Origin of the sequence: Paenirhodobacter sp. (assembly GCF_050177655.1) — a bacterium.
Classification (GTDB): Bacteria; Pseudomonadota; Alphaproteobacteria; order Rhodobacterales; family Rhodobacteraceae; genus Rhodobacter.
In genome coordinates this window covers 12,402-37,074 of sequence record NZ_JBFXGV010000022.1, presented here as the reverse complement: position 1 = coordinate 37,074, position 24,673 = coordinate 12,402, and the positions used below count along the sequence as shown (strand labels likewise).

19 protein-coding genes are annotated in these 24,673 nt (G+C 67.8%); 12 read left to right on the top strand and 7 right to left on the bottom strand.

What is annotated here, in order from left to right:
- Positions 1-26 precede the first annotated feature (26 nt).
- Positions 27-257 (bottom strand): sulfurtransferase TusA family protein, encoded by a 231-nt coding sequence (locus AB7U46_RS09805; protein ID WP_428336784.1) that lies wholly within the window; start codon positions 255-257, stop codon positions 27-29.
- A gap of 103 nt (positions 258-360) precedes the next feature.
- Between AB7U46_RS09805 and AB7U46_RS09800 the strand changes: the two genes are divergently transcribed.
- Complete coding sequence (locus AB7U46_RS09800; RefSeq protein WP_428336783.1) at positions 361-1,104, top strand: cytochrome c biogenesis CcdA family protein; 744 nt, start codon at positions 361-363, stop codon at positions 1,102-1,104.
- Between the two features lie 240 nt (positions 1,105-1,344).
- Positions 1,345-3,897, top strand: coding sequence for a penicillin-binding protein 1A (locus tag AB7U46_RS09795; protein ID WP_428336782.1), 2,553 nt, complete (start codon positions 1,345-1,347; stop codon positions 3,895-3,897).
- A 15-nt stretch (positions 3,898-3,912) separates the two neighbouring features.
- On the opposite strand, the gene AB7U46_RS09790 is transcribed toward AB7U46_RS09795, so the two are convergent.
- Positions 3,913-4,749, bottom strand: coding sequence for a hypothetical protein (locus tag AB7U46_RS09790; protein WP_428336781.1), 837 nt, complete (start codon positions 4,747-4,749; stop codon positions 3,913-3,915).
- A gap of 149 nt (positions 4,750-4,898) precedes the next feature.
- Here AB7U46_RS09790 and prfB point away from each other — a divergent pair, with 149 nt between their 5' ends.
- Together prfB and AB7U46_RS09780 are read left to right on the top strand one after the other, a co-directional pair.
- Positions 4,899-6,026 (top strand): peptide chain release factor 2, encoded by a 1,128-nt coding sequence (gene prfB / locus AB7U46_RS09785; protein ID WP_428336780.1) that lies wholly within the window; start codon positions 4,899-4,901, stop codon positions 6,024-6,026.
- 4 nt (positions 6,027-6,030) lie between these two features.
- On the top strand, positions 6,031-6,594 hold the full coding sequence (locus AB7U46_RS09780) for an adenylate kinase (RefSeq protein WP_428336779.1): 564 nt from the start codon (positions 6,031-6,033) through the stop codon (positions 6,592-6,594).
- 5 nt (positions 6,595-6,599) lie between these two features.
- Here AB7U46_RS09780 and AB7U46_RS09775 read toward each other — a convergent pair whose 3' ends face one another.
- Positions 6,600-7,748, bottom strand: a complete 1,149-nt coding sequence (locus AB7U46_RS09775; protein WP_428336778.1) for a Hint domain-containing protein — start codon at positions 7,746-7,748, stop codon at positions 6,600-6,602.
- Positions 7,749-8,097: 349 nt separating this feature from the next.
- On the opposite strand from AB7U46_RS09775, the gene AB7U46_RS09770 reads away from it, so the two are divergent.
- Positions 8,098-8,874 carry a DUF2189 domain-containing protein gene (locus AB7U46_RS09770; protein WP_428336777.1) on the top strand — a complete coding sequence of 259 codons (777 nt, stop codon included), beginning with the start codon at positions 8,098-8,100 and terminating at the stop codon, positions 8,872-8,874.
- A gap of 51 nt (positions 8,875-8,925) precedes the next feature.
- Here the strand turns inward: AB7U46_RS09770 and AB7U46_RS09765 are convergent, their stop codons facing one another.
- The 3 genes from AB7U46_RS09765 to AB7U46_RS09755 all read right to left on the bottom strand — a co-directional run bounded on the left by AB7U46_RS09765 (position 8,926) and on the right by AB7U46_RS09755 (position 11,418).
- A complete protein-coding gene (locus tag AB7U46_RS09765) occupies positions 8,926-9,426 on the bottom strand; it encodes a bactofilin family protein (RefSeq protein ID WP_428336776.1) in 501 nt (166 codons plus the stop codon).
- Positions 9,416-10,729 carry a DUF5930 domain-containing protein gene (locus tag AB7U46_RS09760; RefSeq protein ID WP_428336775.1) on the bottom strand — a complete coding sequence of 438 codons (1,314 nt, stop codon included), beginning with the start codon at positions 10,727-10,729 and terminating at the stop codon, positions 9,416-9,418. The genes AB7U46_RS09765 and AB7U46_RS09760 overlap by 11 nt, the downstream gene beginning before the upstream one ends.
- Positions 10,730-10,950: 221 nt before the next feature.
- On the bottom strand, positions 10,951-11,418 hold the full coding sequence (locus AB7U46_RS09755) for a peroxiredoxin (protein WP_428336774.1): 468 nt from the start codon (positions 11,416-11,418) through the stop codon (positions 10,951-10,953).
- A 94-nt stretch (positions 11,419-11,512) separates the two neighbouring features.
- Between AB7U46_RS09755 and AB7U46_RS09750 the strand changes: the two genes are divergently transcribed.
- From AB7U46_RS09750 to AB7U46_RS09725, 6 genes are all read left to right on the top strand, one after another.
- A complete protein-coding gene (locus AB7U46_RS09750; RefSeq protein ID WP_428336773.1) occupies positions 11,513-14,902 on the top strand; it encodes an AsmA-like C-terminal region-containing protein in 3,390 nt (1,129 codons plus the stop codon).
- 2 nt (positions 14,903-14,904) lie between these two features.
- Positions 14,905-15,972, top strand: coding sequence for a tRNA preQ1(34) S-adenosylmethionine ribosyltransferase-isomerase QueA (gene queA, locus AB7U46_RS09745; protein WP_428336772.1), 1,068 nt, complete (start codon positions 14,905-14,907; stop codon positions 15,970-15,972).
- A gap of 51 nt (positions 15,973-16,023) precedes the next feature.
- Positions 16,024-17,268: an MFS transporter gene (locus AB7U46_RS09740; protein WP_428336771.1), complete on the top strand. Its 1,245-nt coding sequence runs from the start codon at positions 16,024-16,026 to the stop codon at positions 17,266-17,268.
- Positions 17,269-17,585: 317 nt separating this feature from the next.
- On the top strand, positions 17,586-18,164 hold the full coding sequence (locus tag AB7U46_RS09735; RefSeq protein WP_428336770.1) for a DUF924 family protein: 579 nt from the start codon (positions 17,586-17,588) through the stop codon (positions 18,162-18,164).
- A gap of 120 nt (positions 18,165-18,284) precedes the next feature.
- Positions 18,285-19,679 carry a dihydrolipoyl dehydrogenase gene (gene lpdA / locus AB7U46_RS09730; protein WP_428336769.1) on the top strand — a complete coding sequence of 465 codons (1,395 nt, stop codon included), beginning with the start codon at positions 18,285-18,287 and terminating at the stop codon, positions 19,677-19,679.
- A 91-nt stretch (positions 19,680-19,770) separates the two neighbouring features.
- Positions 19,771-20,934 (top strand): MFS transporter, encoded by a 1,164-nt coding sequence (locus AB7U46_RS09725; protein ID WP_428336768.1) that lies wholly within the window; start codon positions 19,771-19,773, stop codon positions 20,932-20,934.
- Positions 20,935-21,063: 129 nt separating this feature from the next.
- On the opposite strand, the gene AB7U46_RS09720 is transcribed toward AB7U46_RS09725, so the two are convergent.
- The gene (locus AB7U46_RS09720) at positions 21,064-21,432 is read right to left on the bottom strand and encodes a rhodanese-like domain-containing protein (RefSeq protein WP_428336767.1); all 369 of its coding nucleotides are present in this window, start codon (positions 21,430-21,432) and stop codon (positions 21,064-21,066) included.
- A 281-nt stretch (positions 21,433-21,713) separates the two neighbouring features.
- Between AB7U46_RS09720 and uvrA the strand changes: the two genes are divergently transcribed.
- On the top strand, positions 21,714-24,584 hold the full coding sequence (uvrA, locus tag AB7U46_RS09715) for an excinuclease ABC subunit UvrA (protein WP_428336766.1): 2,871 nt from the start codon (positions 21,714-21,716) through the stop codon (positions 24,582-24,584).
- Positions 24,585-24,673 lie beyond the last annotated feature (89 nt).

Here is a 24,673-nt window from a genome sequence, read left to right as displayed (position 1 = left end):
AACGCCGGGCCAAGCGCCCGGCGTTTTCATGCGCCCCGCCGCACCCGGTAGCGCAGCACGCCACCCTCGTCCGTCGCCTCGATCAGCCGATGCCCGGCCTGCGTGCAAAAATGCGGTACGTCGATCCAGCTTGCCCCGTCGGTCGCCTCGAGCACCACCTCGGCGCCGGGCGCGAGCGTGGCGAGCACCTTGCGCAGGCGCAGCACGGGCAGCGGGCACAAGAGGCCGCGCGCGTCGATGATCCGGGGGCTTTCCATCGCTCCGGGCTAGCGGCGGCGCGCGGATTTGTCCACGTCCTTGTGACCGGGCGCGCGCGCAGGGCGGGTGACGGCGCCCGCGCGCCCATGCTATGGGGGGGCCATGTTCGGAATTGATCTCATCGACGCCGCCTTCCTGCCCGCCGCGCTCGTCGCGCTGGTGGCGGGGCTTTTGTCCTTCCTCTCGCCCTGCGTGCTGCCGATCGTGCCGCCCTATCTGGCCTATATGGGCGGGGTGAGCATGGGCGAGCTGCGCGAGGGGCGTCGCTCGGCGGTGCTGCCGGCGATCTTCTTCGTGCTCGGCCTCTCGACCGTGTTCCTCTTGATGGGGCTCGCGGCCTCGGCGATGGGGCAGTTCTTCCTGGCCTATCGCGAGTGGTTCGGGCGGATCTCCGGCCTCGTCATCATCGGGCTCGGGCTGCATTTTCTCGGCCTCTACCGGATCGGGATCCTCGACCGCGAGGCGCGGATCGACGCGGGCGACCGCGGCGGCTCGACGCTGGGGGCCTATGTGCTCGGTCTCGCCTTCGCCTTCGGCTGGACCCCCTGCATCGGCCCGCAGCTTGGCGCGATCCTTTCGATCGCGGCGCAGGGCGGCTCGCTTGGTCGCGGCACGGCGCTGCTTGCGGTCTATGCCGGTGGGCTCGGCATTCCCTTCCTGCTCGCCGCGGTCTTCATCAGCCGCGCGATCGGGGTGATGAACCGGATCAAGCGCCATATGGGCCTGATCGAAAAGACCATGGGCGCGCTTCTGGTGATCGTGGGCTTGCTGCTGCTCACCAATGCCTTCTCGGCGCTGAGCTTCTGGCTGCTCGAGACCTTCCCGGCGCTGGCGCAGCTCGGCTGACCGGGCAGGGGGCGCCGCCCCCGCCGCTGACGCGGCCCCCCGGGATATTTCCTCTCTGTAGAAATGGGTTTCTATAGAGCCAAAATATCCCGGGGGAGTCTCCGGGATCGGAGACGGGGGCAGCGCCCCCCGCTCCGGCGCTTTGCCGCCGGCGTGACGGCAACTTGTTTTGACCCTCCCGCGCGTGCGCGTTATAGGGGCTTCGATACGGGGGCGCGGATGCACCCCATGGGGGTGTTCGTGATCCGTTTTATCCTGTCCACGCTCGGGGGGATCTTCTCCTGGATCGTCACCGCGCTCTTCTTCGCGGCGCTGACGGTCGGGGCGATCTTCTGGATGTATTCGCGCAACCTGCCGAGCCATGAGCAGCTCGCGCAATACACGCCGAAGACGATCTCGCGGATCTATTCGGGCGAGGGCCGGCTGATCGACGAATTCGCCGAACAGCGCCGCATCTTCGTGCCGATCTCCGACATCCCGCCGATCGTGAAGGAGGCCTTCGTCTCCGCCGAGGACAAGAATTTCTACATCCACAAGGGCTATGACGCGCGCGGCATGATCGCGGCGCTGATCACCGCGGTGAAGACCCGTGGCCAGGATCTGCGCGGCGCCTCGACGATCACCCAGCAGGTGATGAAGAACTTCCTGCTCGACGGCTCGCGCTCGATCGAGCGCAAGATCAAGGAGCTGATCCTCGCGACCCGCGTCGAGGAGGCGCTTTCGAAGGATCGCATCCTCGAGCTTTATCTGAACGAGATCTACCTCGGGCAGAATTCCTACGGTGTCGCCGCCGCGGCGCAGACCTATTTCAACAAGACGCTGAGCCAGCTCACCGTCGGCGAGGCGGCCTATCTCGCTGCGCTGCCGAAGAAGCCGGCCGAGCTCAACCCGGTGCGCAATTACGAGGACGCCCGGCTGCGCCGCAACTACGTGCTGCGCCGGCTCTTCGAGGATGGCCACATCGACCAGGCGACGATGGAGGCGGAGCAGGCCAAGCCCCTGAAATCGGTGCAGAATGGCGATTACCCGCCGTTCCGCGACCAGCTGCCGCCGCGCGATTATTTCACCGACGAGATCCGCCGCCAGCTCTCCAAGAGCTTCGGTCAGGAGGAGTTCTTCGGTGGCGGTCTGACGATCCGCGCGACGATCGACCCGGCGCTGCAGGCGCAGGCGGCGAAGGCGCTGCAGGATGCGCTCGAGAAATACGACCGGGGCCTTGGCATCTGGCGCGGCACCGGGGCGGTGATCCCGGAAACCGAGCTCAAGGACGAACGCAGCTGGCGCGCTGCGCTCTCCGCGGTGCCGACCGACAAGGCGCCGCGCGACGTCGACGGCTGGCATCCGGCGGTGGTGCTCGAACTTTCCGACAAGGCCGCACGGATCGGCATCGAGGGGATCGAGGAAGACGCCGACGGCCACTGGATCCCGGCCGAGGACGTGACCTGGGCGCGCAAGCTTTTGAAGGATGGCAAGCTCGGCCCGCGGGCGAAACGCCCCTCCGATCTCGTCGAGGTGGGCGATGTCGTCGAGGTGAAGGCGATCGGCGAGGGCGCCGATTTCAAGCGCTGGTCGCTGCGCCAGGTGCCGCGCGTCGAGGGCGCCTTCATGGCGATGGACGTGAACACCGGCCGCGTGCTGGCGATGCAGGGCGGCTTCTCCTACCAGAGCTCGGTGTTCAACCGCGCGACGCAGGCGATGCGGCAGCCCGGCTCGAACTTCAAGCCCTTCGTCTATGCGGCGGCGCTCGATTCCGGCTTCTCGCCCGAGACGATCGTGGTCGACGCGCCGATCGAGGTGAACACGCCGCAGGGCCTCTGGCGGCCGAAGAACGCCTCGAACAAATATTACGGGCCGACGCCGATGCGCACCGGTCTCGAGCAGTCGCGTAACCTGATGACCGTGCGTATCGCGCAGGAAATCGGCATGGATACGGTCGCGCAATACGCCGAGAAATTCGGCGTTTACAATCCGATGCAGCCCTTCCTCGCGAATGCGCTCGGCGCGCAGGAAACGACGATGTATCAGCTGATCTCGGCCTATGCGATGTTCGCCAATGGCGGCGAGCGGGTCGAGCCGACGCTGGTCGACCGCGTGCAGGACCGCTGGGGCCGCACGATCTATCGCCACGACCAGCGCGACTGCGAGGATTGCCGCGAGCGCAACATCGCCCAGGGGCTCGGGCCGCGGATCGTCTCGAACCGCGAGCAGGTGATCAACCCGATCACCGCCTATCAGATGATCTCGATGATGCAGGGCGTGGTGAGCCGCGGTTCCGGCTCGGGCGTGCGCCTGCCGGTGCCCGTCGCGGGCAAGACCGGCACCACGAACGACGCGAAGGACGTATGGTTCACCGGTTTCACCTCGAACATCGTGGCCTCGTGCTACATGGGCTACGACCAGCCGCGCGGGCTTGGCCGGGGCGCCTATGGCGGTACGCTCTGCGTGCCGGTGTTCAACGCCTTCATGAAGCTGGCGGTGCAGGAATATGGCGGTTCGAACTTCAAGGTGCCGCCGGGCGGCTACTGGGCGAAGTTCAACCGCTTCACCGGCGAGCGGCTCTCGGATGACGCGACGGGCGATTTCGTGCAGGCGGAATACCTGCGCGAGGGCCAGGAGATGCGCGGCCTCGGGCTGATCGTCGATGGCGGCTTCGGCATGGGGCAGAACCTGCCGCTCTTTGCCCAGGGCGAGACCGACGAGAACACCACCGAGGTCACCACCTCGACCGGCAAGACCAAGGTGATCCCGAAGAAGGCCGATTTCGGCACGGTAAGCTCGGGCGGGCTGTACTGAGGCCGCGGAAGGGCGTCAGCGTTTCGGGGCTGACCTGGCCCGGGCCTCGATCGCGACTAGCATGCGGAAGGCGCTGAACCGTGCCTTCTGCCCCTCTTCCTTCTGCCGGCGGAGCGGCACCGGCCGGTCGGGGTATTCCAGCGCGTAACGCGGCGGAATTCCGGGGAAATGCCAGTTCAGACGGTCCTGGTCCGCCTCCGAAAGCCGGCTCAGAGCCTCTTTGAACAGCGGGAGCACCCCGCCGTCGAGACGGTTCCAGCTCAGCACCGTGCCGCGCGCCTGGTCCTGCAGCCAGCCGGGCAGATCGGGCAGATGGCCCTGCGCGATCAGATGCGCGGCGAATTTCCGATAGGCGCGCGCTTCCTCCAGCCCGGTGCCCGCGGTGACCGCGCGGCGGATCAGCGCCCCGGCCCGGGCGATCTGCGCGGCGTCGAGCGGCGCTTGCTGCAGGCGCCGGATCAGGTGCCGCTTGGTATAGCCCGAGCGGAACAGCATCACATCGGCCTCGAGGAAGGTCAGCGCGAAGTCGATCAGATCGGGGCGCGGGTCCGGCCAGCCCGGTTGCGCGATCTCGGCCGCGATATGGCTCAACGCCTCGGCGCTGTCCGTATCGGACACACGACCGATCAACGGGGGCGTGCGGCACTGCTCCCGCAAGACGCGCGTCCAGGGGCCATAGTCGCAGATCCGCCTTCCTTCGGTGACATGGCGGGCCGCACGCGCGACGATCTCTGTCCAGCGGGTGACAAGCCAGGGATCCAGCAGCTCGGCCCGCGCGGCTTCCTGCGCCGCGTTGCGTGCCCGCGCCTCGGCATTGAGGTGGCGCAGCTCGGTCTTGAACCAATCGGTCAAATGTCGTTCCGGAATATCTGTCTCTGCCCGCAATCCTGCACGGATTTGCGCCCGAGGCAATCGCCGAGGGACGGGGGGGCCTCCCCGCCCTTGCTCCGCTGCGCACGGGGTTGTAGAACCGCGCGGAATGTAAGGAAGGACGAGACGCCATGCGCGCCGAGACGCAGAATATCGTTGAAGCGATCAAGAAATCGCTGAAGCTCCTGGGCCAGCGGATGGATTGGGAAACCGCTCCGCACCGGCTCGAGGAATTCAACGCGATGATCGAGGATGGCGATCTGTGGTCGGATCCGGCGCGCGCGCAGAAGCTGATGCGCGAGCGGCAGATGCTGATGGACAAGGTCGAGACCTATCGCCGGATCGACCGCGAGCTGACCGACAACGTCGAGCTGATCGAGCTGGGCGAGATGGAGGAAGATCCCGAGATCGTCTCCGAGGCGGAGAAATCGCTGCGCGAGCTGAAGGCGCTCGCCGATGCGAAGGAGCTCGAGGCGCTCTTGGACGGCGAGGCGGATGGCAACGACACCTTCCTTGAAATCAACGCGGGCGCGGGCGGCACCGAAAGCTGCGACTGGGCGAGCATGCTTGCGCGGATGTACACCCGCTGGGCGGAAAAGAAGGGCTACAAGGTCGAGCTGCAGTCGGAAACCGCGGGGGACGAGGCGGGGATCCGCTCCGTCGCCTACAAGATCTCGGGCCCGAACGCCTATGGCTGGCTGAAATCGGAAAGCGGCGTGCACCGGCTGGTGCGGATCTCGCCCTATGACTCGGCGGCGCGGCGGCATACCTCGTTCAGCTCGGTCTGGGTCTATCCGGTGGTCGACGACAACATCGACATCGTGGTGAACGACAACGACATCCGGATCGACACCTATCGCTCCTCGGGCGCGGGCGGGCAGCACGTCAACACCACCGACTCGGCGGTGCGGATCACCCACCTGCCCACGGGCATCGTCACGACCTCCTCGATGAAGTCGCAGCACCAGAACCGCGAGGCGGCGATGATCGCGCTGAAGGCGCGGCTCTATCAGCTCGAACTCGACAAGCGCAACGCCGCGATCAACGCCCAGCACGAGGCGAAGGGCGAGGCGGGCTGGGGCAACCAGATCCGCTCCTATGTGCTGCAGCCCTATCAGATGGTGAAGGATCTGCGCACCGGCTACGAGACCTCGGACACGCAGGGCGTGCTCGACGGCGATCTCGACGGGTTCATGGCGGCGACCCTCGCGATGGGGGTCGAGGGCAAGAGCCGCGCCGACGCTCAGGCGGAGGACTGACCGGATGGCGGCGCGGGTCTATATCACCGGCGCCGCAGGATCGGGGACCTCCTCGCTGGGGAGGCCTCTCGCCGAGTGGCTGAACGTGCCGCTTCTCGATACCGACGATTTCTACTGGGCGCCCTCGGACCCGCCCTATACCGTCAAGCGCCCGGAGGCGGAGCGCGTCGCGCTGATCGCGGCCGAGCAGGCGGCGCAGGGCGAGGGCGGCGGCTGGGTGCTTTCGGGCTCGGCCGATGGCTGGGGCGATCTGGTGATCGCGGGCGCCGATCTGATCGTCTTTCTCGTCACGCCGACGCCGCTGCGCCTCGCCCGGATCCGCCGCCGCGAGGCGGAGAAATTCGGCGCCCGGATCAAGCCGGGTGGCGACATGGCGCGCAATCACGCCGAGTTCCTGAAATGGGCGGCAAGCTACGACGAGCCCTATTTCGGCGGCCGCTCGCTCACCCGCCACCGCAACTGGCTGGCCGATCGGGCCGAGCCGGTGCTCGAGCTGTCGGGCAATCGCCCGGTCGAGGAGCTGCGCGCCGCGGTCTGGGCGCGGCTGCAAGGTCTTGGCGCGGTCTGAGGCGTTCAGCCCGCCATCACCAGCGGCTTGCCGTTCTTCGCGTGGCGCTCCGAAAGCTTGCGCCCGATCCGCCCGGTGGTGAGTGGGCGCGCGGCCTCGGGCGCGGGGCCGCCGGCGCGCAGCTCGGGGAAGAGGGTGAAGATCTCGGCGCGGGCGGCGCGGGTCAGGCTGCGCAGCGCCTGCCGCCCGGTGTAAAGCGATTCCGCCTCTGCGCCATTGGCAAAAACCACCTCGTGACGATCGAAAAGCAGGTGCAGATAGGTCACCGGCGCGCTTTCCGGCACCACGGCGATCCCGGGCAGACCGACGAGATGTTTCGCCGCGATCAGCACCTCGCGCGCGCCGCTCATCCGCTCGGCCACGCGCGAGCGCACGAGGATGCGGTGCTGCGGCGAGACCAGCAGCTCATGCGCGGGCAGGCCGCGGCCGAGCGCGTCGCGCGCGATCCGCACCGGGCGCAGCTGCGGCGCGAGGCGCAGCGCGAGCGCGTCGAGGCTCCGCGTGCCTATCCAGCGCAGCGCCTGGAACCCGTGGTCGAGCGTGCGGATCCGGTCGCCGGGGGCGAGCGTCTCGATCGGGCGCGGGCCCTGATCGGTCTCGATCAGCGTGCCCGCGCAAAAGCAGATCGCGTCGATCGCGTGATAGGCGTCGTCGAAATCGAGCTCGCCGTCGTTGTCGCCGATCGCCAGATCGCCATTGGTGTCGGCACCGTAGTAAAGCAGCGTCGTCGGCGTCGTCGGCAGCCCGCCGTTGAGATCGAGCAGCAGGTAATGCCCGTTCATCTCGAAGACGATGTAATCGTCGCCGCCGCCGAGGCCGGAAACGAGGTCGTTCTTCGGGGTGAGGTTGCTGTAGCCCTGCACCGTCGACCAGCCGGCGCCGCCCGTCGTCGGGTCGCCGTCATTGTCGATCGAGGGGTTGTAGACCTCGAGCTTCCAGAACTGGCCATTGGCGAAATTGGTGGCGGTGGCGTTCTTGTTGCCGGTCCAGACCAGCCGATAGAGCGTGTCGGAAGAGCCGAGCGCATCCGCGCCCGGCAGCACGATGCCGAAATTGGCATCGCCCGGGTTGCCGTTGTTCCACGGCTGCCCGGTCAGCGAGGCGAGCATGTCGCCCGTGACATAGATCGGATCCGTGTAGGTTCCGTCGGCCATCGCTTCCATTTCCCCGGGACCGGATCGGGCGGTGCCTGCCGCCGGGTGCTCCGTGCCGGATCTGAGACTGCTCATGCGCCGCCTGAGGCGGTCTTCACGTTCTGTTAAGCAGTTTCCGGGTAAACTGACCTGAAATCAAGCCGATTGCGGCAAGATTGTGGCCCTGTGCCCCCCGCGCCGCAGGGCGGGCGCGTCGGGCCCGCGGCGGGTTTGGGGCAGGGCGGTTCTGCGGGCGCGCTGCCGCGCTGCGGCGGGGAATTTTCTCGACAGGCCGCCACCGCTGCCGCACCCTTGTCGCAACGGTCCTTGGGAGGGGGCCGGACCAGTCGTCAGCATCGGGGAGGATGCCATGGTGGAGATTGCGACGGAGCCCTCGGCGCTGCCGGAGGTGAAGGACATGCCGGTGAAGATGATCCCGCAGGTGCTGCGCGCGGGGCTGCGCGATTTCCTGCGCGCGCCGGCCTTCGGGCTGTTCTTCTCGGCGGTCTATGTGCTCGGCGGGCTCGTGCTCTGGTGGGTGTTCACCTCGCGCGGGCAGGAGATCTGGCTGATGCCCTTCATCCTCGGCTTTCCGCTGGTCGCGCCCTTCGCCGCCGTCGGCCTTTACGAGGTGAGCCGGCGGCTCGAGGCGGGCGAGCCGCTCCTCTGGCCCGCGGTGCTCGGCGTCGTCTTCGCGCAGAAGGACCGGCAGCTGCCCTCGATGGCGGTCGTCGTGCTGCTGCTCTTCATGTTCTGGATCTTCATCGCGCATATGACCTTCGCGATGTTCATGGGGTTCCAGGCGATGACCAATGTCACCTCCGACCCCTGGGGCGTGCTGCTGACCGGCAACGGGCCGGCGATGCTCGCCTTCGGCACGCTGGTGGGGGGCGCCTTCGCCGCGGTGCTCTTCGCCTTCACTGTGGTCGGGCTGCCGCTCCTGCTCGAGCGCGAGGTCGATTTCATCACCGCGATCATCACCTCGGTGCAGGCGGTGGTGGCGAACCCCTGGGCGATGACGGTCTGGGCGGCGGTGATCGCGGGCTGCCTTTTCCTCGGCATGCTGCCCTTCTTCCTCGGGCTGCTGGTGGTGCTGCCGGTGCTCGGCCACGCGAGCTGGCACATGTATCGCGGGCTGACCAGCTGAACGCGAAAGGGCGGCCCGAGGGCCGCCCTGCGCATTTCCCTGCGGGAAGGATCAGGCTTCCGGCGTCGGTTCCGGCGCCATCAGCTTCGGCGCATTGGCGCCCTGCAGCGGGTCTTCCTGACGCTGCACCGAGCCCTCGAAATGCGCGCCGCTTTCGATCGCGATCGTCTTGTGGATGATGTCGCCCTCGACGCGGGCGGTCGAGGTCAGGCGCACCTTCAGGCCGCGCACGCGGCCGACGACGCGACCGTTGACGACAACGTCATCGGCGATGATCTCGCCCTTGATCGTCGCGGTCTCGCCGACCGTCAGCAGATGCGCGCGGATGTCGCCTTCGACCACGCCCTCGATATTGATGTCGCCGGTGGTCTTGATGTTGCCGACGATCGTCAGATCCGAGGACAGCACCGAGGCGGCCGGCTTCGCCCGCGTCGCCGCGGAGGGCACGAAATCCCCCAGCGGGCGCGAGGGCACGGGCGTCTCGGCCTTCGGCTTGTCGGTTTCCGCAGCGGCCTTCGGGCCGGGCTCATGGATCTTGCTCTTAGAAAACATCTTTGGAAGCCTTGATGAAGGTCATCGGGTTGATGGGCGCGCCACCCACCCGGATTTCATAGTGCAGATGCGGTCCGGTGGACCGTCCGGTATTGCCTGTATCACCGATCCAGTCGCCGCGCGACACTTTTTGACCGACCTTCACGCGGATTTTGGACAGGTGGCCATAGACGGTGGAGACGCCGAACTGGTGGGTGATCTTGATCACGTTGCCATAACCGTTCTCCCATTCGGCGGCGGTGATGGTGCCGTCGGCGGGGGCGTGGACATGCATCCCCACCGGCCCGGCAAGGTCGATCCCCGCGTGCAGCCGGCCCCAGCGGTAGCCGAAGGGCGAGGTGAAGCGGAACCCGCCGTACAGCGGCAGCGCGAAGGGCAGCTTGTCGACGGCGATGCGATACATGTTCATCTCGTCGAGCTTTTGCAGGATGCCGCCGGCGCGATCCGCATCGCCGTTCAGATCGCCCATCCCCTTCGAGGAAAGCGAGATCGGCATCAGCGGGCCGCCGGTGCCGGAATAGCCCTTGCGGATCTGGCTCAGGATCTGGTCGGGGTTCATCCCGGCGTTCTTGAACATCTTGTCGAGCGGCGCCATCGACACTTCCACCGCGCCTTCGAGCGTGGTGAAGATCTCGTCGTTGCGCTCTTCGAGCAGGCGTTTTTCCAGCGCGATCTGCTCGGTCTCGAGCTTGGCGTCCTCGGCCGCGCGGCTCGCCACGTCGCGCTGTTTCGCGGTGTCGGAAAGCGCGGTCGACAGCAGATCGACGGTCGAGGCCATGTCATCGGCGCGCGCGACGAGCGTCGCGGTCTTCGCGCCGCCGCCCTGCGCCTTCGCCAGCGCCTCGCGCGCGTCGTCGCGTTCGGTCATCGTGCTGCGCAGCGTGGTCTGGATCACGTCGATCCCGGTCTCGAGCTCGCGCCGGCGCTCCTCGGAGGAGAGCAGCTGCGACTGCATCCGCGAGACCTGATCGAGCGCGAGCTGGAACCGGTTCTGCGCCGCGAGCGCCTCGGCGGCGCGGCGGTCGCGTTCGCGGGCCAGCGCATCGAGCCGCGCCTCGAAGGCGGCCTGCGACAGCACCGCCTGTTCGCGCCCCGAACCCGAGGAAATGCCGTCGATGAAAAGCAGCGAGGTGACGATCACCGACCAGAGGAAGACCAGCCCCGAAACCCCCAGCACCAGCGCCTGCGTCAATGGGCGCAGCCGCAGGAAGCGGGTGGCGGTTTCGGATTTCAGGAACAGTCGCTGCTCGGGCAGCCAGCGTTCGAGGGTCGCATTGACGCGGTTCAAGATGCGTTTGGGCACCGGATCGTCCTGTCTCGTTCTTTGGCGGGCCGGGCCGGGGCCGGGCACACCGCCATCGTCTGGGGGCACTGCCGCGCCCGGGAAGAACCCCGCAAGGGGAGTCCGAAACTGGACAGGGCTTATCAACCCGCCGCCCTGCGGCGCAACCGCTTTCGTCCGCGGTTCCCGAAGGGGCAGGCGCGCCCCCGCCGAATGGGCAGATTCTCGCCGATCGCCCGGGTTCAGCCGAGCGCGCGGGCGGCGGCGAGCACCTCCTCGGCATGGCCGGTGACCGAGACCTTCGGCCAGGCCTGCGCCACCGTGCCCGCGGCGTCGATCAGGAAGGTGGCGCGCTGGATCCCCATCGAGACCTTGCCATACATCTTCTTCTCGACCCAGGTGCCGTAGCGCTCGCAGGTGTCGCCCGCGGCATCCGAGACGAGGATGATGCCAAGCCCGTGTTTCGCGCAGAACTTCGCGTGTTTCTCGGGCGTGTCCTTCGAGATCCCGATCACCGTGGTGCCGGCGGCCTCGAATTCGGTGCGCAGCCGGGTGAAGTCGATCGCCTCGAGCGTACAGCCGGGCGTGTCGTCGCGCGGGTAGAAATAAAGCACGACCTTGCCGCCCTGCAGGGTGGAAAGCGTCAGCTCCCCGTCGCCCGCGCTGCGCGGCAGGGTGAAATCAGGCGCCTTCTCGCCGATGCCGATCATTTGCTTCTCCTTCTCTGGCCTGCGGTGCTAGAGTCAGCGGGCAGAAGACAGGCACTGTCAACCAGGAACAGGCAGCGAGCAGGCAGCAGGCCGGATGGAGAAGACCGAAGCGCAGGCATCGCTTCCCGCAGAGGGGGAAGCGGCGACCGGGGCGATGCCTCCGGCCGGGCCGGATCATGCGCCGCTCCGGACCGCGCCCTCGACCGTGCCTTCGACCACGCCCTCGACCCGGCCGCGCGCGCGTGTCGGCATCTGGCTGATCCTGAGCCTGCCGCTGATCGGCCTCGCCGCGCTCTTCGGTTTTCTCATGCTCTCGCATCAGGCGATCTCGGCGCCGGGCTGGCTCATCACCCGGATCGAGGCGAAGGCGAATGCCGCGCTCGACGGGCGGCTGCAGGTCAGCCTCGGCGGCGCCGATGTCGTCGTCGACGAGGGCTTCGCGCCGCATGTGCGGCTGCGCAACGTGCTGGTGAAACTGCCCTCGGGCCTGCCGCTCGCGATCCTGCCCGAGCTGCGCGGCACGCTGCGCCCCGAGGCGCTGCTGCAGGGCAGGATCGAACCGAAGAGCTTCCGCATCCGCGGCGGCACGGTGGCGCTGCGCCGGCTGCCCGACGGGCGGATCGACATCGACCTCGGCGGCGCCGGTTCGATGCCCGCGCTGCAATTCGACACCGTCACCCAGGCCACCGACGCGATCGAGGCGGCCTTCGCCACCCCGGTGCTCGCGCGGCTCGAGGAGATCACCGCCGAGGATCTGCGGATCCGCCTCGACGACGCGCGGCTCGGCAAGGTCTGGCAGGTGAGCGACGGCAGTTTCCGGCTGAGCCAGGACGCGGCGAAGATCGGGCTGACGCTCGCCTTCGACGTGGGCGAGCGCGACAAGCTGCCCGCGCAGGTCGCGCTTTCGGCCTGGACCTCGAAATCCGGGCCGGAGGCCGAATTCGGCGCCGCGGTGACCGATGTGCCCGCCGCCGATCTCGCGGTGCAATCGCCCGCGCTGGCGATGCTCGGCCTGCTCGACGCGCCGATCTCGGGCTCGTTCCGCACCACGGTCGATGCCGCGGGCGCGGTCGGGCGGACCGAGGCGGAGCTGCGCATCGGCGCCGGCGCGCTGAGCCCGAGCGAGGGCGCGCGCCCGGTCCCCTTCGAAAGCGCCGGGGTGCATCTGAGCTACGACATGGCGGCGCAGCGCGTCGCGATCTCCCAGCTCAGCTTCCAGAGCCGGGCGCTGCGGCTCAAGGCCTCGGGCCAGACCCTGCTGCGCGACTTCGCCAACGGCCTGCCGCGCGAGGCGCTGACCCAGATCGCGCTGCGCGACATCGAGGCCGACCCGGAGGGGCTTTTCGTCACCCCGGCGCGGATCTCGCAGGGCGCGATCGACCTGCGGATGCGGCTCGATCCGTTCCGCGTCGAGATCGGCCAGCTCGAACTCGCCGAGGGCGATCGCCACATCTCCGCGCGCGGCACCGTTTCGGCGGGCAAGGACGGTTGGCGCGTCGCCTTCGACGCGGGCATCGACCATATCACCAATACCGATCTGCTCGCGCTCTGGCCGCCGGCGCTGGTGCCGCCGACGCGGCACTGGCTGGCCGAGAACGTCGCGACGGGCGAGCTGCGCAACGCCCGCGCGGCGCTGCGCCTGACCCCGGGCGCCGAGCCGCGCTTCGAGCTCGGCTATGAATTCCGCGGCGCCGAGGTGACGATCCTGCGCACCCTGCCGCCGGTGCGCGAGGGGCGCGGCTTTGCCACGATCCACGACAACACCCATGCGCTGATGGTCGAGGAGGGCTCGGTCGAGGCGCCCTCGGGCGGGCGCATCGAGGTCGCGGATTCGGTGATGCGGGTGCCCGACATCCGCGAGCGCGACGCCCGTGCGGAGGTCCGCCTCGTCACCCGCGCGCCGATCCCCGCCGCGCTTTCGCTGCTCGATCAGGAGCCGTTCCGCTTCCTGTCGAAGGCCGGCAAGTCGACCGACATCGCCGAGGGCTGGGCCGAGGCGCGCACCGATCTGCGCTTCCGCATGAAGAAGAAGATCACCCCCGAGGATGTCGATTTCGACGTGCTCGCGCGGCTCACCGACGTGCATTCCGACAAGGTCGTGCCCGGCAAGGTGATCGCCGCGCCCGAGCTGCGCCTCACCGCCGATCGTTCCGGCATGGTGATCGGCGGGCGCGGCAGCTTCGACAGCGTGCCTTTCGACGCGCGCTGGTCGCAGCGTTTCGGGCCCGAGGCGAAGGGGCGTTCCGCCGTCGACGGTTACGTCAAGATCACGCCCGAGGGGCTCGACCAGCTTGGCATCGCGCTGCCGAAGGGCAGCGTGAAAGGGGCGGGCTGGGGCCATCTCGCGCTCGATCTCGTCGAGGGCAAGCCGCCGCGCTACGATTTCGAAAGCGACCTGGTCGGCCTTGCGCTCGCGGTGCCCGAGGTGAGCTGGGCGAAACCCGCGGGCACGAAGGGGCATCTGGCGCTTGCCGGGGCGCTTGGCACGCCCGCGACGGTCGAGCGGCTCGCGCTGTCGGGCGCGGGGCTGAGCGCGGAAGGCCGGCTGACGCTTTCCGCGAAAGGCGGCTTCGAGCGCGCGCAGTTCAGCAAGCTCGCGATCGGCAGCTGGTTCTCCGGCTCGGCCGATCTGATCGGGCGCGGCGCCGCGCGCGCGCCCGACGTTTCGGTCACCGGCGGGCGGCTCGATCTGAGCAAGGCGCGTTTCGGCACCGGCGCGGGCAAGGCGGGCAGTGGCGCGGGCAACCGGGTCACCGCCGCACTCGACCGGCTGGTGATCTCGGAGGGGATCGCGCTCGCCCCCTTCCGCGGCGATTTCTCGACGCGCGGCGGCTTTTCGGGCGCCTTCTCGGCGCGGGTGAACGGCGGCGCCTCGATCGAGGGCGCGGTCGGCCCCGCCGCGAACGGGCGCACCGCGGTGCATATCACCGGCCCCGACGCCGGCGCCGCGCTCGCCTCGGCGGGGATCTTTTCCAAGGCGCGGGGGGGCGCGCTCGACCTCACCCTCTCGCCGATCGGCGCGGCAAGCTACAGCGGCGCGGCGAAGGCGCATGACATCCGGGTGAAGGATGCGCCGGTGCTCGCCTCGATGCTTTCGGCGGTCTCCGTCGTCGGTCTTCTCGAGCAGTTGAACGGCGAGGGGATCCTGTTCTCCGAGGCCGAGGCCGCCTTCCGCTTGACGCCCGGCGGGCTCAGCGTCACAAGCGGCCAGGCCACGGGGGCCTCGATGGCGGTGACGATGGCCGGGAACTACTATTTCGACACGGGAACGATCGACATGCAGGGCGTGATCTCGCCGCTCTATCTGCTCAACGGGATCGGCCAGGTCGTCTCGCGCAAGGGGGAGGGGCTGTTCGGCTTCACCTACGGGCTTGGCGGCACCGCCGCGGCGCCGAAGGTGACGATCAACCCGCTCTCGATCCTGACCCCGGGCATGTTCCGCGAAATCTTCCGCCGCACCCCGCCGAAGCTGAAGACGGAGTGACGATGAAGCTCGAGGATTTCGATTTCGATCTGCCCGAGGGGCTGATCGCGACGCGCCCGGCCGTGCCGCGCGAGGCGGGCAAGCTGCTGGTGGCGGAGGGCGATGCGATCCGCGATCTGCATGTCGGCGATCTGCCGGATCTTTTCCGCCCGGGCGACCGGCTCATTCTGAACAACACGAAGGTGATCCCGGCGCGGCTGTCGGGCACGCGGGAGCGGATGACCGGGCAGGGCAGGGTGGTCGCGAAGGTCGAGGTGACGCTCCTCGAACCCGCGCCGGGCGGCGAATGGACGGCGCTCGCAAAACCGCTGCGCAAGCTGCGCGAGGGGGAGGAGATCGTCTTCTCCGCCGATCTCTCCGCCCGCGTCGTCGCGATCGGGGAGGCGCAGCTGCGCCTCGCCTTCAACCTCACCGGCCCCGACTTCGACACCGCGCTGGCCGAGGCCGGGGCGATGCCGCTGCCGCCCTATATCGCCGCGCTGCGCGCCCCCGACGCGCAGGACAAGACCGATTACCAGACCGTCTTTGCCCGCCATTCGGGCGCGGTCGCGGCGCCCACGGCAAGCCTGCACTTCACGCGCCCGCTGCTCGAGGCGATCCATGCGAAGGGCGTCGGGTTCACCGAGGTGACGCTGCATGTCGGCGCCGGCACCTTCCTGCCGGTGAAGGTCGAGGACGTCACCACCCACAAGATGCATTCGGAATGGGGCGAGGTTTCCGCGCAGGCGGCGGAGGAGATCAACGCCACCGTCGCCGCGGGCGGGCGGATCATCCCGGTCGGCACCACCGCGCTCAGGCTGATCGAAAGCGCCGCCGTGGGGCAGGGGCGCATCGCCCCCTTCCGCGGCACCACCGAGATCTTCATCTACCCCGGTTTCCGCTTCCAGCTCACCGATGCCCTGATGACGAATTTCCACCTGCCGAAGTCGACGCTCCTGATGCTCGTCTCCGCGCTGATGGGCGCGGCGCGGATCAAGGCGGTCTACGCCCATGCCTTGGCGGAGAATTATCGCTTCTTTTCCTATGGCGACGCGTCGCTCCTGATACCGGAACGTCGCAATTCTGCCTGAACTTCGGGCGACTGCACCCTATATCTGCCCTTTCACCAACCGGAGCTGAAAATGCTGACCGTTCTGCGCAACTCCTGGCCGCTCCTTCTGGGGGTGATGCTGTTCATGGTCGGCAACGGCATGCAGGGCACGCTGCTCGGTATCCGCGGCGGCATCGAGGGGATCGGCACCTATGAGATGTCGGTGGTGATGTCGGCCTATTTCGCGGGCTTCCTCTTCGGCTCGCAGATCACGCCGGTGATGATCCGCCGCGTCGGCCATGTCCGTGTCTTCGCGGCGCTGGGGAGCCTGATCTCGGCGGTGCTGATCCTTTACGCGGCGGTGCCGAACTGGGTCGCCTGGTCGGCGATGCGGGTGCTGATCGGCTTCAGCTTCTCGGGCGTCTATATCACCGCGGAAAGCTGGCTGAACGCCTCGAGCACGAATGACACCCGGGGCCAGGCGCTCTCGGCCTATATGATCGTGCAGATGATCGGCATCATCGCCGGGCAGATGCTGATGAACGCGGCCGATCCGGCGGGCTATCTGCTGTTCGTGATCCCCTCGGTGCTGGTCTCGGTCGCCTTCACGCCGATCCTGCTCTCGGTGGCGCCCGCGCCCGCCTTCGCCGAGGTGCGACGGCTGAGCTTTCGCAAGCTTTTCACCGCCTCGCCGCTTGGCGTCGTCGGCATGTTCCTGATGGGGGGCACCTTCTCGGCGCTCTTCGGCATGGCCGCGGTCTGGGGCACGCGCGCGGGGCTTTCGGTGCCGCAGATCTCGACCTTCGTCGCCGCGATCTATTTCGGCGGGCTCGTCGCGCAATATCCGATCGGCTGGATCTCCGACCGGATGGACCGGCGCCTGCTGATCCTGATCGTCGCCGCGGTGGGGGCGGTCTCGATGTTCGCGGCCTTCGCGCTTGCGCCGGCCTTCTGGCTGCTCACCGTGCTCGGCGCGGTGATCGGCGGCGTGGCGAACCCGCTCTACGCGTTGCTCGTGGCCTATACCAACGACTATGTCGACAGCTCCGACATGGCGGCGGCCTCGGGCGGGCTTTTGTTCGTCAATGGCGTCGGCGCGATGACCGGGCCGATCGTCACCGGCTGGCTGATGGAGACGGTCGGCAATGGCGGTTTCTTCCTTTACGTCGCGCTCCTGATGACCGGGGTCATGGGCTATGCCGGCTGGCGGATGACGCGCCGCCCCGCGCTCGATCCGGCCGATACCGGCGCCTATGCGGTGCTCTCGCCCGGGGCGACGACGCTCGCCGTCGCCGATGCGCTCGAGGCGGCGCAGGAGGGCACGCCGTCGCATTGACCGGGGCTTGAGTCGGTATCCCGTCGCATGCTGCCCCGGTATCCCGTAGCATGCTGAAAATCCTGTAAAATCAACGGATGAGTCGGTTTTTCTGAAACGAGTTTTTCAGGCCTGGTTGCGTAATTTGCATGCAGTTCTTGCCCGGGTGCTGGGCAGTTGATGCAATTGTGACGCTTCACCCCGCCTTGCGGTGCGCTTGTCAACCTCGCGTTCGCGTCTGTTCTGCGACATCCTGTCAAATCGGCGAATGAACTTGAAAAAACGCCCATTTTGTTGCAATTCTGTCGCCACTCTCGCTGAATTGGAAGGCAATCTGCATGGAACGCATCACCGCTGTGATCGCGTTCTGGCGCGATGTTGTCGGGCCGGAACGCTGGTTTGATACCGATCCCGCACTGGATCAGATGATCCGGAGGCGCTTCGAATGGCTTTGGCGCCGGGCGATGTCCGGCAGTCAGGACCACTGGCTGCAATCGCCCGAAGGGGCACTGGCACTGACCTTGCTGCTCGATCAGTTTCCGCGCCGGATGTTCCGCGGCTGTCGCGAGTGCTGGCTTTCGGACGAGCGCGCGCGGACCGCGGCAAGCCGGGCGATCGAGCTGGGCTTCGATCTGAAGATCGAGGGGCCGATGCGGCAATTCTTCTACATGCCCTTCATCCACGCCGAAGACCTGCGCGCGCAGGAACTTGGCCTGCGCCTCTTCGAAGAGCGCATGCCCGAGGGCGCGATCCACGACGCCCGCGCGCGGCATCTGGTGATCCGCCGCTTCGGACGTTTCCCCTGGCGCAACGACCTCGCCGGGCGGCGCTCCTCTGACGAGGAGGCGGCCTTCCTCTGGGCGGGCGGCTACGATTGGGCGCTGCGGGCGCAGGGCGCGGCGAAACGCGCCGCCTGAGACCGGCAGGGGGCGGGGATCTGCCCCCTGGGTTTGCCGGAAACGGGGCAGGAAAAGCCCCGTTGAAGCCCTTTCTGAAATAGTTTAATATCAAACTAGTTTTCAAACGGAGGGCATAGGATGTCTCAAAGCTTCGACATGATCGTGATCGGCGCGGGGCCCGGGGGCTATGTCGCCGCGATCCGGGGCGCGCAGCTGGGGCTGAAGGTCGCCGTCGTCGAGCGCGAGCATCTGGGGGGCATCTGCCTGAACTGGGGCTGCATCCCGACCAAGGCGCTCCTGCGCTCGGCCGAGGTCTTCCACCTGATGCATCGCGCGAAGGAATTCGGGCTGAAGGCCGAGGGCCTCGGCTATGACCTCGACGCGGTCGTGGCGCGTTCGCGCGGGGTGGCGAAGCAGCTGTCCGGCGGCGTCGCGCATCTTTTGAAAAAGAACAAGGTCACCGTGGTGATGGGCGAGGCCACGCTGCCCAAACCCGGCCTCGTCTCGGTGAAGACCGAGAAGGGCAGCGAGGAGCTTACCGCGAAAAACATCGTCCTCGCCACCGGCGCGCGGGCGCGCAGCCTGCCGGGGCTCGAGGCGGACGGCGATCTCGTCTGGTCCTACAAGCACGCGCTGGTGCCGAAGCGCATGCCGAAGAAACTCCTCGTCATCGGCTCGGGTGCGATCGGCATCGAATTTGCGAGCTTCTTCAACACGCTCGGCGCCGAGACCACGGTCGTCGAGGTGATGGATCGCGTTCTGCCGGTCGAGGATGCGGAGATCTCCGCCTTCGCCAAGAAGGCCTTCGTGAAGCAGGGGATGAAGATCCTCGAAAAGACCACGGTGAAGCAGCTCGACCGCAAGCCGGGCGTCGGCGTGACCGCGCATCTCGAGGATGCGAAGGGCACCACCACCGCGGAATTCGACACGGTGATCTCGGCCGTCGGCATCGTCGGCAATGTCGAGGGGCTGGGCCTCGAGGCGCTCGGCGTGAAGATCGACCGCACCCATGTGGTGGTGGATGAATTCTGCCGCACCGGGGTGGCGGGGCTTTACGCGATCGGCGACATCGCGGGCGCACCGTGGCTCGCGCATAAGGCGTCGCACGAGGGGGTGATGGTGGCCGAGCTGATCGCGGGCAAGCACGCCCATCCGATCAAGCCGGGCTCGATCGCCGGCTGCACCTATTGCCACCCGCAGGTCGCCTCGGTGGGGATGACCGAGGCGAAGGCGAAGGAGGCGGGCTATGACGTCAAGGTCGGCCGCTTCCCCTTCATCGGCAATGGCAAGGCGATTGCCTTGGGCGAGCCGGAGGGGCTGGTGAAGACCGTCTTCGACGCGAAGACCGGCGAGCTTTTGGGCGCGCATATGGTCGGCGCCGAGGTGACCGAGCTGATCCAGGGCTATGTCGTCGGGCGCCAGCTCGAGACGACCGAGGAAGACCTGATGCAAACCGTCTTCCCGCATCCGACGCTGAGCGAGATGATGCACGAAGCGGTGCTCGACGCTTACGGGCGGGCCATCCATATGTGACCGAAAGGTCAAAACCGCTTGACCCGCCGCGCTGCGGCGTCAGAGTGACGGCACCGGGGCCCTGCGGGGCCCCTTCGCTTTCGGAGAGATCATGCAGACGCGCTGGGGCGCGATCGTCGCGATCTGGTTCGCCGGGCTTTGCGCGGCGGGACAGTTCGCCAAGGTCGCCACTGTGTTCGAAAGCCTCGGGCCGCTCTGGCCGGGGGCGGGGGCGGGGGCGGGGCTTGGGCTGATCGTCTCGGTGGTGGGGGCGGTCGGCATCGTCTTCGGCTCCACGGCGGGGATCGCGGTGGCGCGGCTCGGCGCGCGGCGGATGCTGGTCGGCGCGCTGATCGCGGGGGCGGCGCTTTCCGCCGTGCAGGCGGTCGGGCTGCCCTTCGGGCTGATGCTCGCCACGCGCCTCGTCGAGGGCTTCGCGCATCTGAGCATCGTCGTCGCCGGGCCGGTGCTGATCGCGGGCGCCGCCGCGCCAAAGGATCAGGCCGCGGCGATGACGCTCTGGTCGACCTTCTTCGGCCTCGCCTTCTCGATCACCGCGGCCTTCGGCATCCCCTTCGCCGCGAGCCACGGGCCCGGCGCGCTCTGGGCGCTGCATGGCGCGCTGATGCTCGCCGCCGCGGCGCTGGTCTGGCGCGTGCTGCCGCCCGAGGCTGCGGTCGCCGGCGCGCCGCTGCGCCTGGGCGCGCTGCTCGCCGATCACGCCGCGATCTACGCGAGCCCGCGGATCGGCGCGCCGGCGATGGGCTTCGTCTTCTACACGATGATCTTCGTCGCGGTGCTGACGCTGGCCCCGGGCCTCGTCGCGCCGCGCTTCCACGCGATCACCGCCACGGTGACGCCGCTCCTCTCGATCGCAAGCTCGCTCGGCATCGGGGTGCAGCTCACCCGGCGCCTCGGCGCGGTGCGCACGGTCGAGATCGGCTTTGCGATCGGGGCGCTCGCCGCGCTGCTCTGGGGGCTGAGCACGGGTGCGCTGCAGGTCGCCGCGGTCTTCCTGATGTCCGCGGGCCTCGGCTTTGCCCAGGGCGCCAGCTTCGCCGCGATCCCCGAGCTGAACCCGACCGCCGAGGGCCGCGCGAAAGCCGCCGGCGCGGTCGCGCAGCTCGGCAATGTCGGCACCACGCTCGGCACCCCGCTGCTGCTCGCGCTGGTGGGCGCATTCGGCGCGCCGGCGATCACCCTCTTCACCCTGCCGCTCTGCCTCGGCGGGATCGCGATGCACCTCTGGCTGGGCGCCCGGCGCGCGCGGCAGTGAAAAGGGGGGCAGCGCCCCCCTCCGATCTCCTCGCGGAGATCCCTTTCATCTTGCCGAAAATACCTCGGGGGGCTGCGTCAGCAGCGGGGGCAGCGCCCCCTCCGCCGGTGGCTCAGCTCCGCCCGAGGCTCAGCGCACCACCTGGCCGCCGGCGGCGTGCCAGTCGTAAAGCCCGCCGAGGTTGTAGACATGCTGATAGCCCATGCCCGCAAGCATCTGCGCCGCGCCCTGCGACCGCGCGCCCGAGGCACAGTAAAGCGCGACCGGCTTCTCGACCGACAGCTCCTTGAGGCATTCCGGGCTCGAGGGATCGCATTTCATCTTGATCGTGGCGAGCGGCACGTTGATCGCGCCCTTCGCCTTGCCCGAGGCCTTCACTTCCATGCCGTCGCGCACGTCGATCAGCACGAGCTCCCCCTTGGCGACCTTGGCCACCGCCTCGCGCGGGTCGATGCGCTCGACCTTGCCACCACCCGAGGGACGCAGGAAATTGAACATCTTCGCAACCTTTCTTTCGCGGGGCGCGCGCGGAGGGCGTGCCGCATCGCCCCTGATGTGGCAGATCGCGCGCAGGGGTCAAGGGGAATGCCGCGCTGCCGCAAAAGATATTCGCGAAAGTGAATGCGAGGCGCCTCCGCTGCGCCGCGCGCCGGCGCTTCGCGTGAAAAACGGGCGGCCGCGCATCGCGCGCAAAGGATGTTCCGCCTTCGTTCACATATTTCGGTTGGAGACTCGTCCCCGCTACCCTATCTAGGGCAGGCGTGTGTTTGGGGGCGAGAATGGCCGAGCAGAAGTTCATCGAGGTGCGCGGGGCGCGCGAGCACAATCTCAAGGGGGTCGATCTCGACATCCCGCGCGACGCCTTCACCGTGATCACCGGGCTTTCCGGCTCGGGCAAGTCCTCGCTCGCCTTCGACACGATCTATGCCGAGGGGCAGCGGCGCTACGTCGAAAGCCTCTCGGCCTATGCGCGCCAGTTCCTTGACATGATGGGCAAGCCCGACGTCGACCACATCTCGGGCCTCTCGCCGGCGATCTCGATCGAGCAGAAGACGACCTCGAAGAACCCGCGCTCGACGGTCGGCACGGTGACCGAGATCTACGACTACCTGCGCCTGCTTTTCGCCCGCGCGGGCACGCCCTACAGCCCCGCGACCGGCCTGCCGATCGTGGCGAGCCAGGTGCAGGACATGGTCGACCGGGTGATGGCGATGGCGGAGGGCACGCGCGGCTACCTGCTCGCGCCGGTGATCCGCGACCGCAAGGGCGAATACCGCAAGGAATTCGCCGAATGGCGCAAGGCGGGGTTCCAGCGGGTCAAGGTGAACGGAGCCTTCTACGACCTCGAGGAGCCGCCCGTGCTCGACAAGAAATTCCGCCACAACATCGACGTGGTCGTCGACCGGATCGTGGTGCGCGCGGGGCTGGAGACGCGGCTTGCCGACAGTTTCCGCACCGCGCTCGATCTCGCCGATGGCATCGCGCTTTTCGAGGAGGCGCTGCCTGCCGACGCGCCCGAGGGCACCGAGCCCGCCCGCACCACGTTTTCCGAGAAATTCGCCTGCCCGGTGAGCGGCTTCACCATCCCCGAGATCGAGCCGCGGCTCTTCTCCTTCAACGCGCCTTTTGGCGCTTGCCCGGCCTGCGACGGGCTGGGCGTCGAGCTGTTCTTCGACGAACGCCTCGTCGTGCCGGATCAGTCGCTGACCCTCGCGCAGGGCGCGCTCGCCCCTTGGGCGAAGTCGAAAAGCCCCTATTTCACCCAGACGATCGACGCGCTGGCGAAACATTACGGTTTCGATAAACGCAAGAAATGGAAGGACTTGGCCCCCGAAGTTCAGACGCTTTTCCTGCGTGGCTCCGGCAAGGAGGAGATCCGGTTCCGCTTCGACGAGGGCGGTCGGGTCTATGAGGTTTCGCGCAGCTTCGAGGGCGTGATCCCGAACATGGAGCGGCGCTATCGCGAGACCGACAGCGCCTGGGTGCGCGAGGAATTCGAGCGTTACCAGAACAACCGCCCCTGCGGCGCCTGCCACGGCTACCGCCTGAAACCCGAGGCGCTCGCGGTGAAGATCGGCGGGCTGCACATCGGCCAGATCGTCGAGATGTCGATCAAGGAGGCCTTCGCCTGGGTGTCCACGGTGCCCGAGGCGTTGAGCGCGCAGAACAACGAAATCGCCCGGCCCATTCTCAAGGAAATCCGCGAACGCCTTGGATTCCTTGTGAATGTCGGCCTCGACTATCTGACGCTGAGCCGCGCGGCGGGCACGCTGAGCGGCGGCGAAAGCCAGCGGATCCGGCTCGCCTCCCAGATCGGTTCCGGCCTCACCGGGGTGCTTTACGTGCTCGACGAACCCTCGATCGGGCTGCATCAGCGCGACAATGACCGGCTGCTCGGCACGCTGAAGAACCTGCGCGATCAGGGCAATACCGTGCTCGTCGTCGAACATGACGAGGACGCGATCCGCACCGCCGATTATGTCTTCGACATCGGCCCGGGGGCCGGCATTCACGGCGGCCGCGTCGTTGCGCGCGGCACGCCCGAGGAGATCGCGAAGGATCCGGCCTCGCTCACCGGCCAGTATCTGAGCGGCACCCGGCGTATCGAGGTGCCGCTCGAGCGTCGCAAGGGGAACGGAAAAAATCTCACTGTCGTAAAGGCTTGTGGCAACAACTTGAAGCAGGTGACGGCCGATTTCCCGCTTGGGAAATTCGTTTGCGTCACCGGCGTTTCGGGCGGCGGCAAGTCGACGCTGACGATCGAAACGCTTTACAAGACGGCGGCGATGCGGCTCAACGGCGCGCGCGAAACCCCCGCGCCCTGCGAGACGATCAAGGGCTTCGAGCACCTCGACAAGGTGATCGACATCGACCAGCGCCCGATCGGCCGCACGCCGCGCTCGAACCCCGCGACCTATACCGGCGCCTTCACGCCCATCCGCGACTGGTTCGCGGGCCTGCCCGAGGCGCAGGCGCGCGGCTACAAGCCGGGGCGGTTCAGCTTCAACGTCAAGGGCGGGCGCTGCGAGGCCTGTCAGGGCGATGGCGTGATCAAGATCGAGATGCATTTCCTGCCCGATGTCTATGTCACCTGCGAGACCTGCAAGGGCCAGCGCTACAATCGCGAAACTTTGGAAATCAAGTTCAAGAACAAGAACATATCGGACGTTCTTGAGATGACGGTCGAAGATGCGCAGGAGTTCTTCAAAGCCGTCCCCTCGATCCGCGAGAAGATGGATGCGCTGGTCGAGGTGGGCCTGGGCTATATCAAGGTCGGCCAGCAGGCGACGACGCTTTCGGGCGGCGAGGCGCAGCGCGTCAAGCTTTCGAAGGAGCTTGCCCGCCGCGCGACGGGCCGCACGCTCTACATCCTCGACGAGCCGACGACGGGGTTGCATTTCGAGGATGTGCGCAAGCTGCTCGAAGTGCTGCACAGCCTCGTCGATCAGGGCAACACGGTGGTGGTGATCGAGCACAATCTCGACGTGATCAAGACCGCCGACTGGATCATCGACATCGGCCCCGAGGGCGGCGACGGCGGCGGCGAGATCGTCGCCGAGGGCACGCCCGAGCAGGTCGCGGTGAACCCGCGCAGCCATACCGGGCGCTACCTCGCGCCGATGCTGGGGATGAAGACCGCGGCGGAATAGGGGGCGCCGCCCCCTCGGCCCTCTGGGCCTCACCCCCGGGATATTTCGTCTCTGTAGAAGGCTGCTTCTATAGTGTCCAAATATCCCGG

Bases quoted from the DNA above. Each gene is read 5' to 3' on its own strand.
- AB7U46_RS09805 (WP_428336784.1), bottom strand. From the start codon at position 257: ATGGAAAGCCCCCGGATCATCGACGCGCGCGGCCTCTTGTGCCCGCTG.
- AB7U46_RS09800 (WP_428336783.1), top strand. From the start codon at position 361: ATGTTCGGAATTGATCTCATCGACGCCGCCTTCCTGCCCGCCGCGCTC.
- prfB (WP_428336780.1), top strand. From the start codon at position 4,899: ATGCGCGCCGAGACGCAGAATATCGTTGAAGCGATCAAGAAATCGCTG.
- AB7U46_RS09780 (WP_428336779.1), top strand. From the start codon at position 6,031: ATGGCGGCGCGGGTCTATATCACCGGCGCCGCAGGATCGGGGACCTCC.
- AB7U46_RS09775 (WP_428336778.1), bottom strand. From the start codon at position 7,748: ATGGCCGACGGAACCTACACGGATCCGATCTATGTCACGGGCGACATG.
- AB7U46_RS09770 (WP_428336777.1), top strand. From the start codon at position 8,098: ATGGTGGAGATTGCGACGGAGCCCTCGGCGCTGCCGGAGGTGAAGGAC.
- AB7U46_RS09765 (WP_428336776.1), bottom strand. From the start codon at position 9,426: ATGTTTTCTAAGAGCAAGATCCATGAGCCCGGCCCGAAGGCCGCTGCG.
- AB7U46_RS09755 (WP_428336774.1), bottom strand. From the start codon at position 11,418: ATGATCGGCATCGGCGAGAAGGCGCCTGATTTCACCCTGCCGCGCAGC.
- AB7U46_RS09750 (WP_428336773.1), top strand. From the start codon at position 11,513: ATGGAGAAGACCGAAGCGCAGGCATCGCTTCCCGCAGAGGGGGAAGCG.
- queA (WP_428336772.1), top strand. From the start codon at position 14,905: ATGAAGCTCGAGGATTTCGATTTCGATCTGCCCGAGGGGCTGATCGCG.
- AB7U46_RS09740 (WP_428336771.1), top strand. From the start codon at position 16,024: ATGCTGACCGTTCTGCGCAACTCCTGGCCGCTCCTTCTGGGGGTGATG.
- AB7U46_RS09735 (WP_428336770.1), top strand. From the start codon at position 17,586: ATGGAACGCATCACCGCTGTGATCGCGTTCTGGCGCGATGTTGTCGGG.
- lpdA (WP_428336769.1), top strand. From the start codon at position 18,285: ATGTCTCAAAGCTTCGACATGATCGTGATCGGCGCGGGGCCCGGGGGC.
- AB7U46_RS09725 (WP_428336768.1), top strand. From the start codon at position 19,771: ATGCAGACGCGCTGGGGCGCGATCGTCGCGATCTGGTTCGCCGGGCTT.
- AB7U46_RS09720 (WP_428336767.1), bottom strand. From the start codon at position 21,432: ATGTTCAATTTCCTGCGTCCCTCGGGTGGTGGCAAGGTCGAGCGCATC.
- uvrA (WP_428336766.1), top strand. From the start codon at position 21,714: ATGGCCGAGCAGAAGTTCATCGAGGTGCGCGGGGCGCGCGAGCACAAT.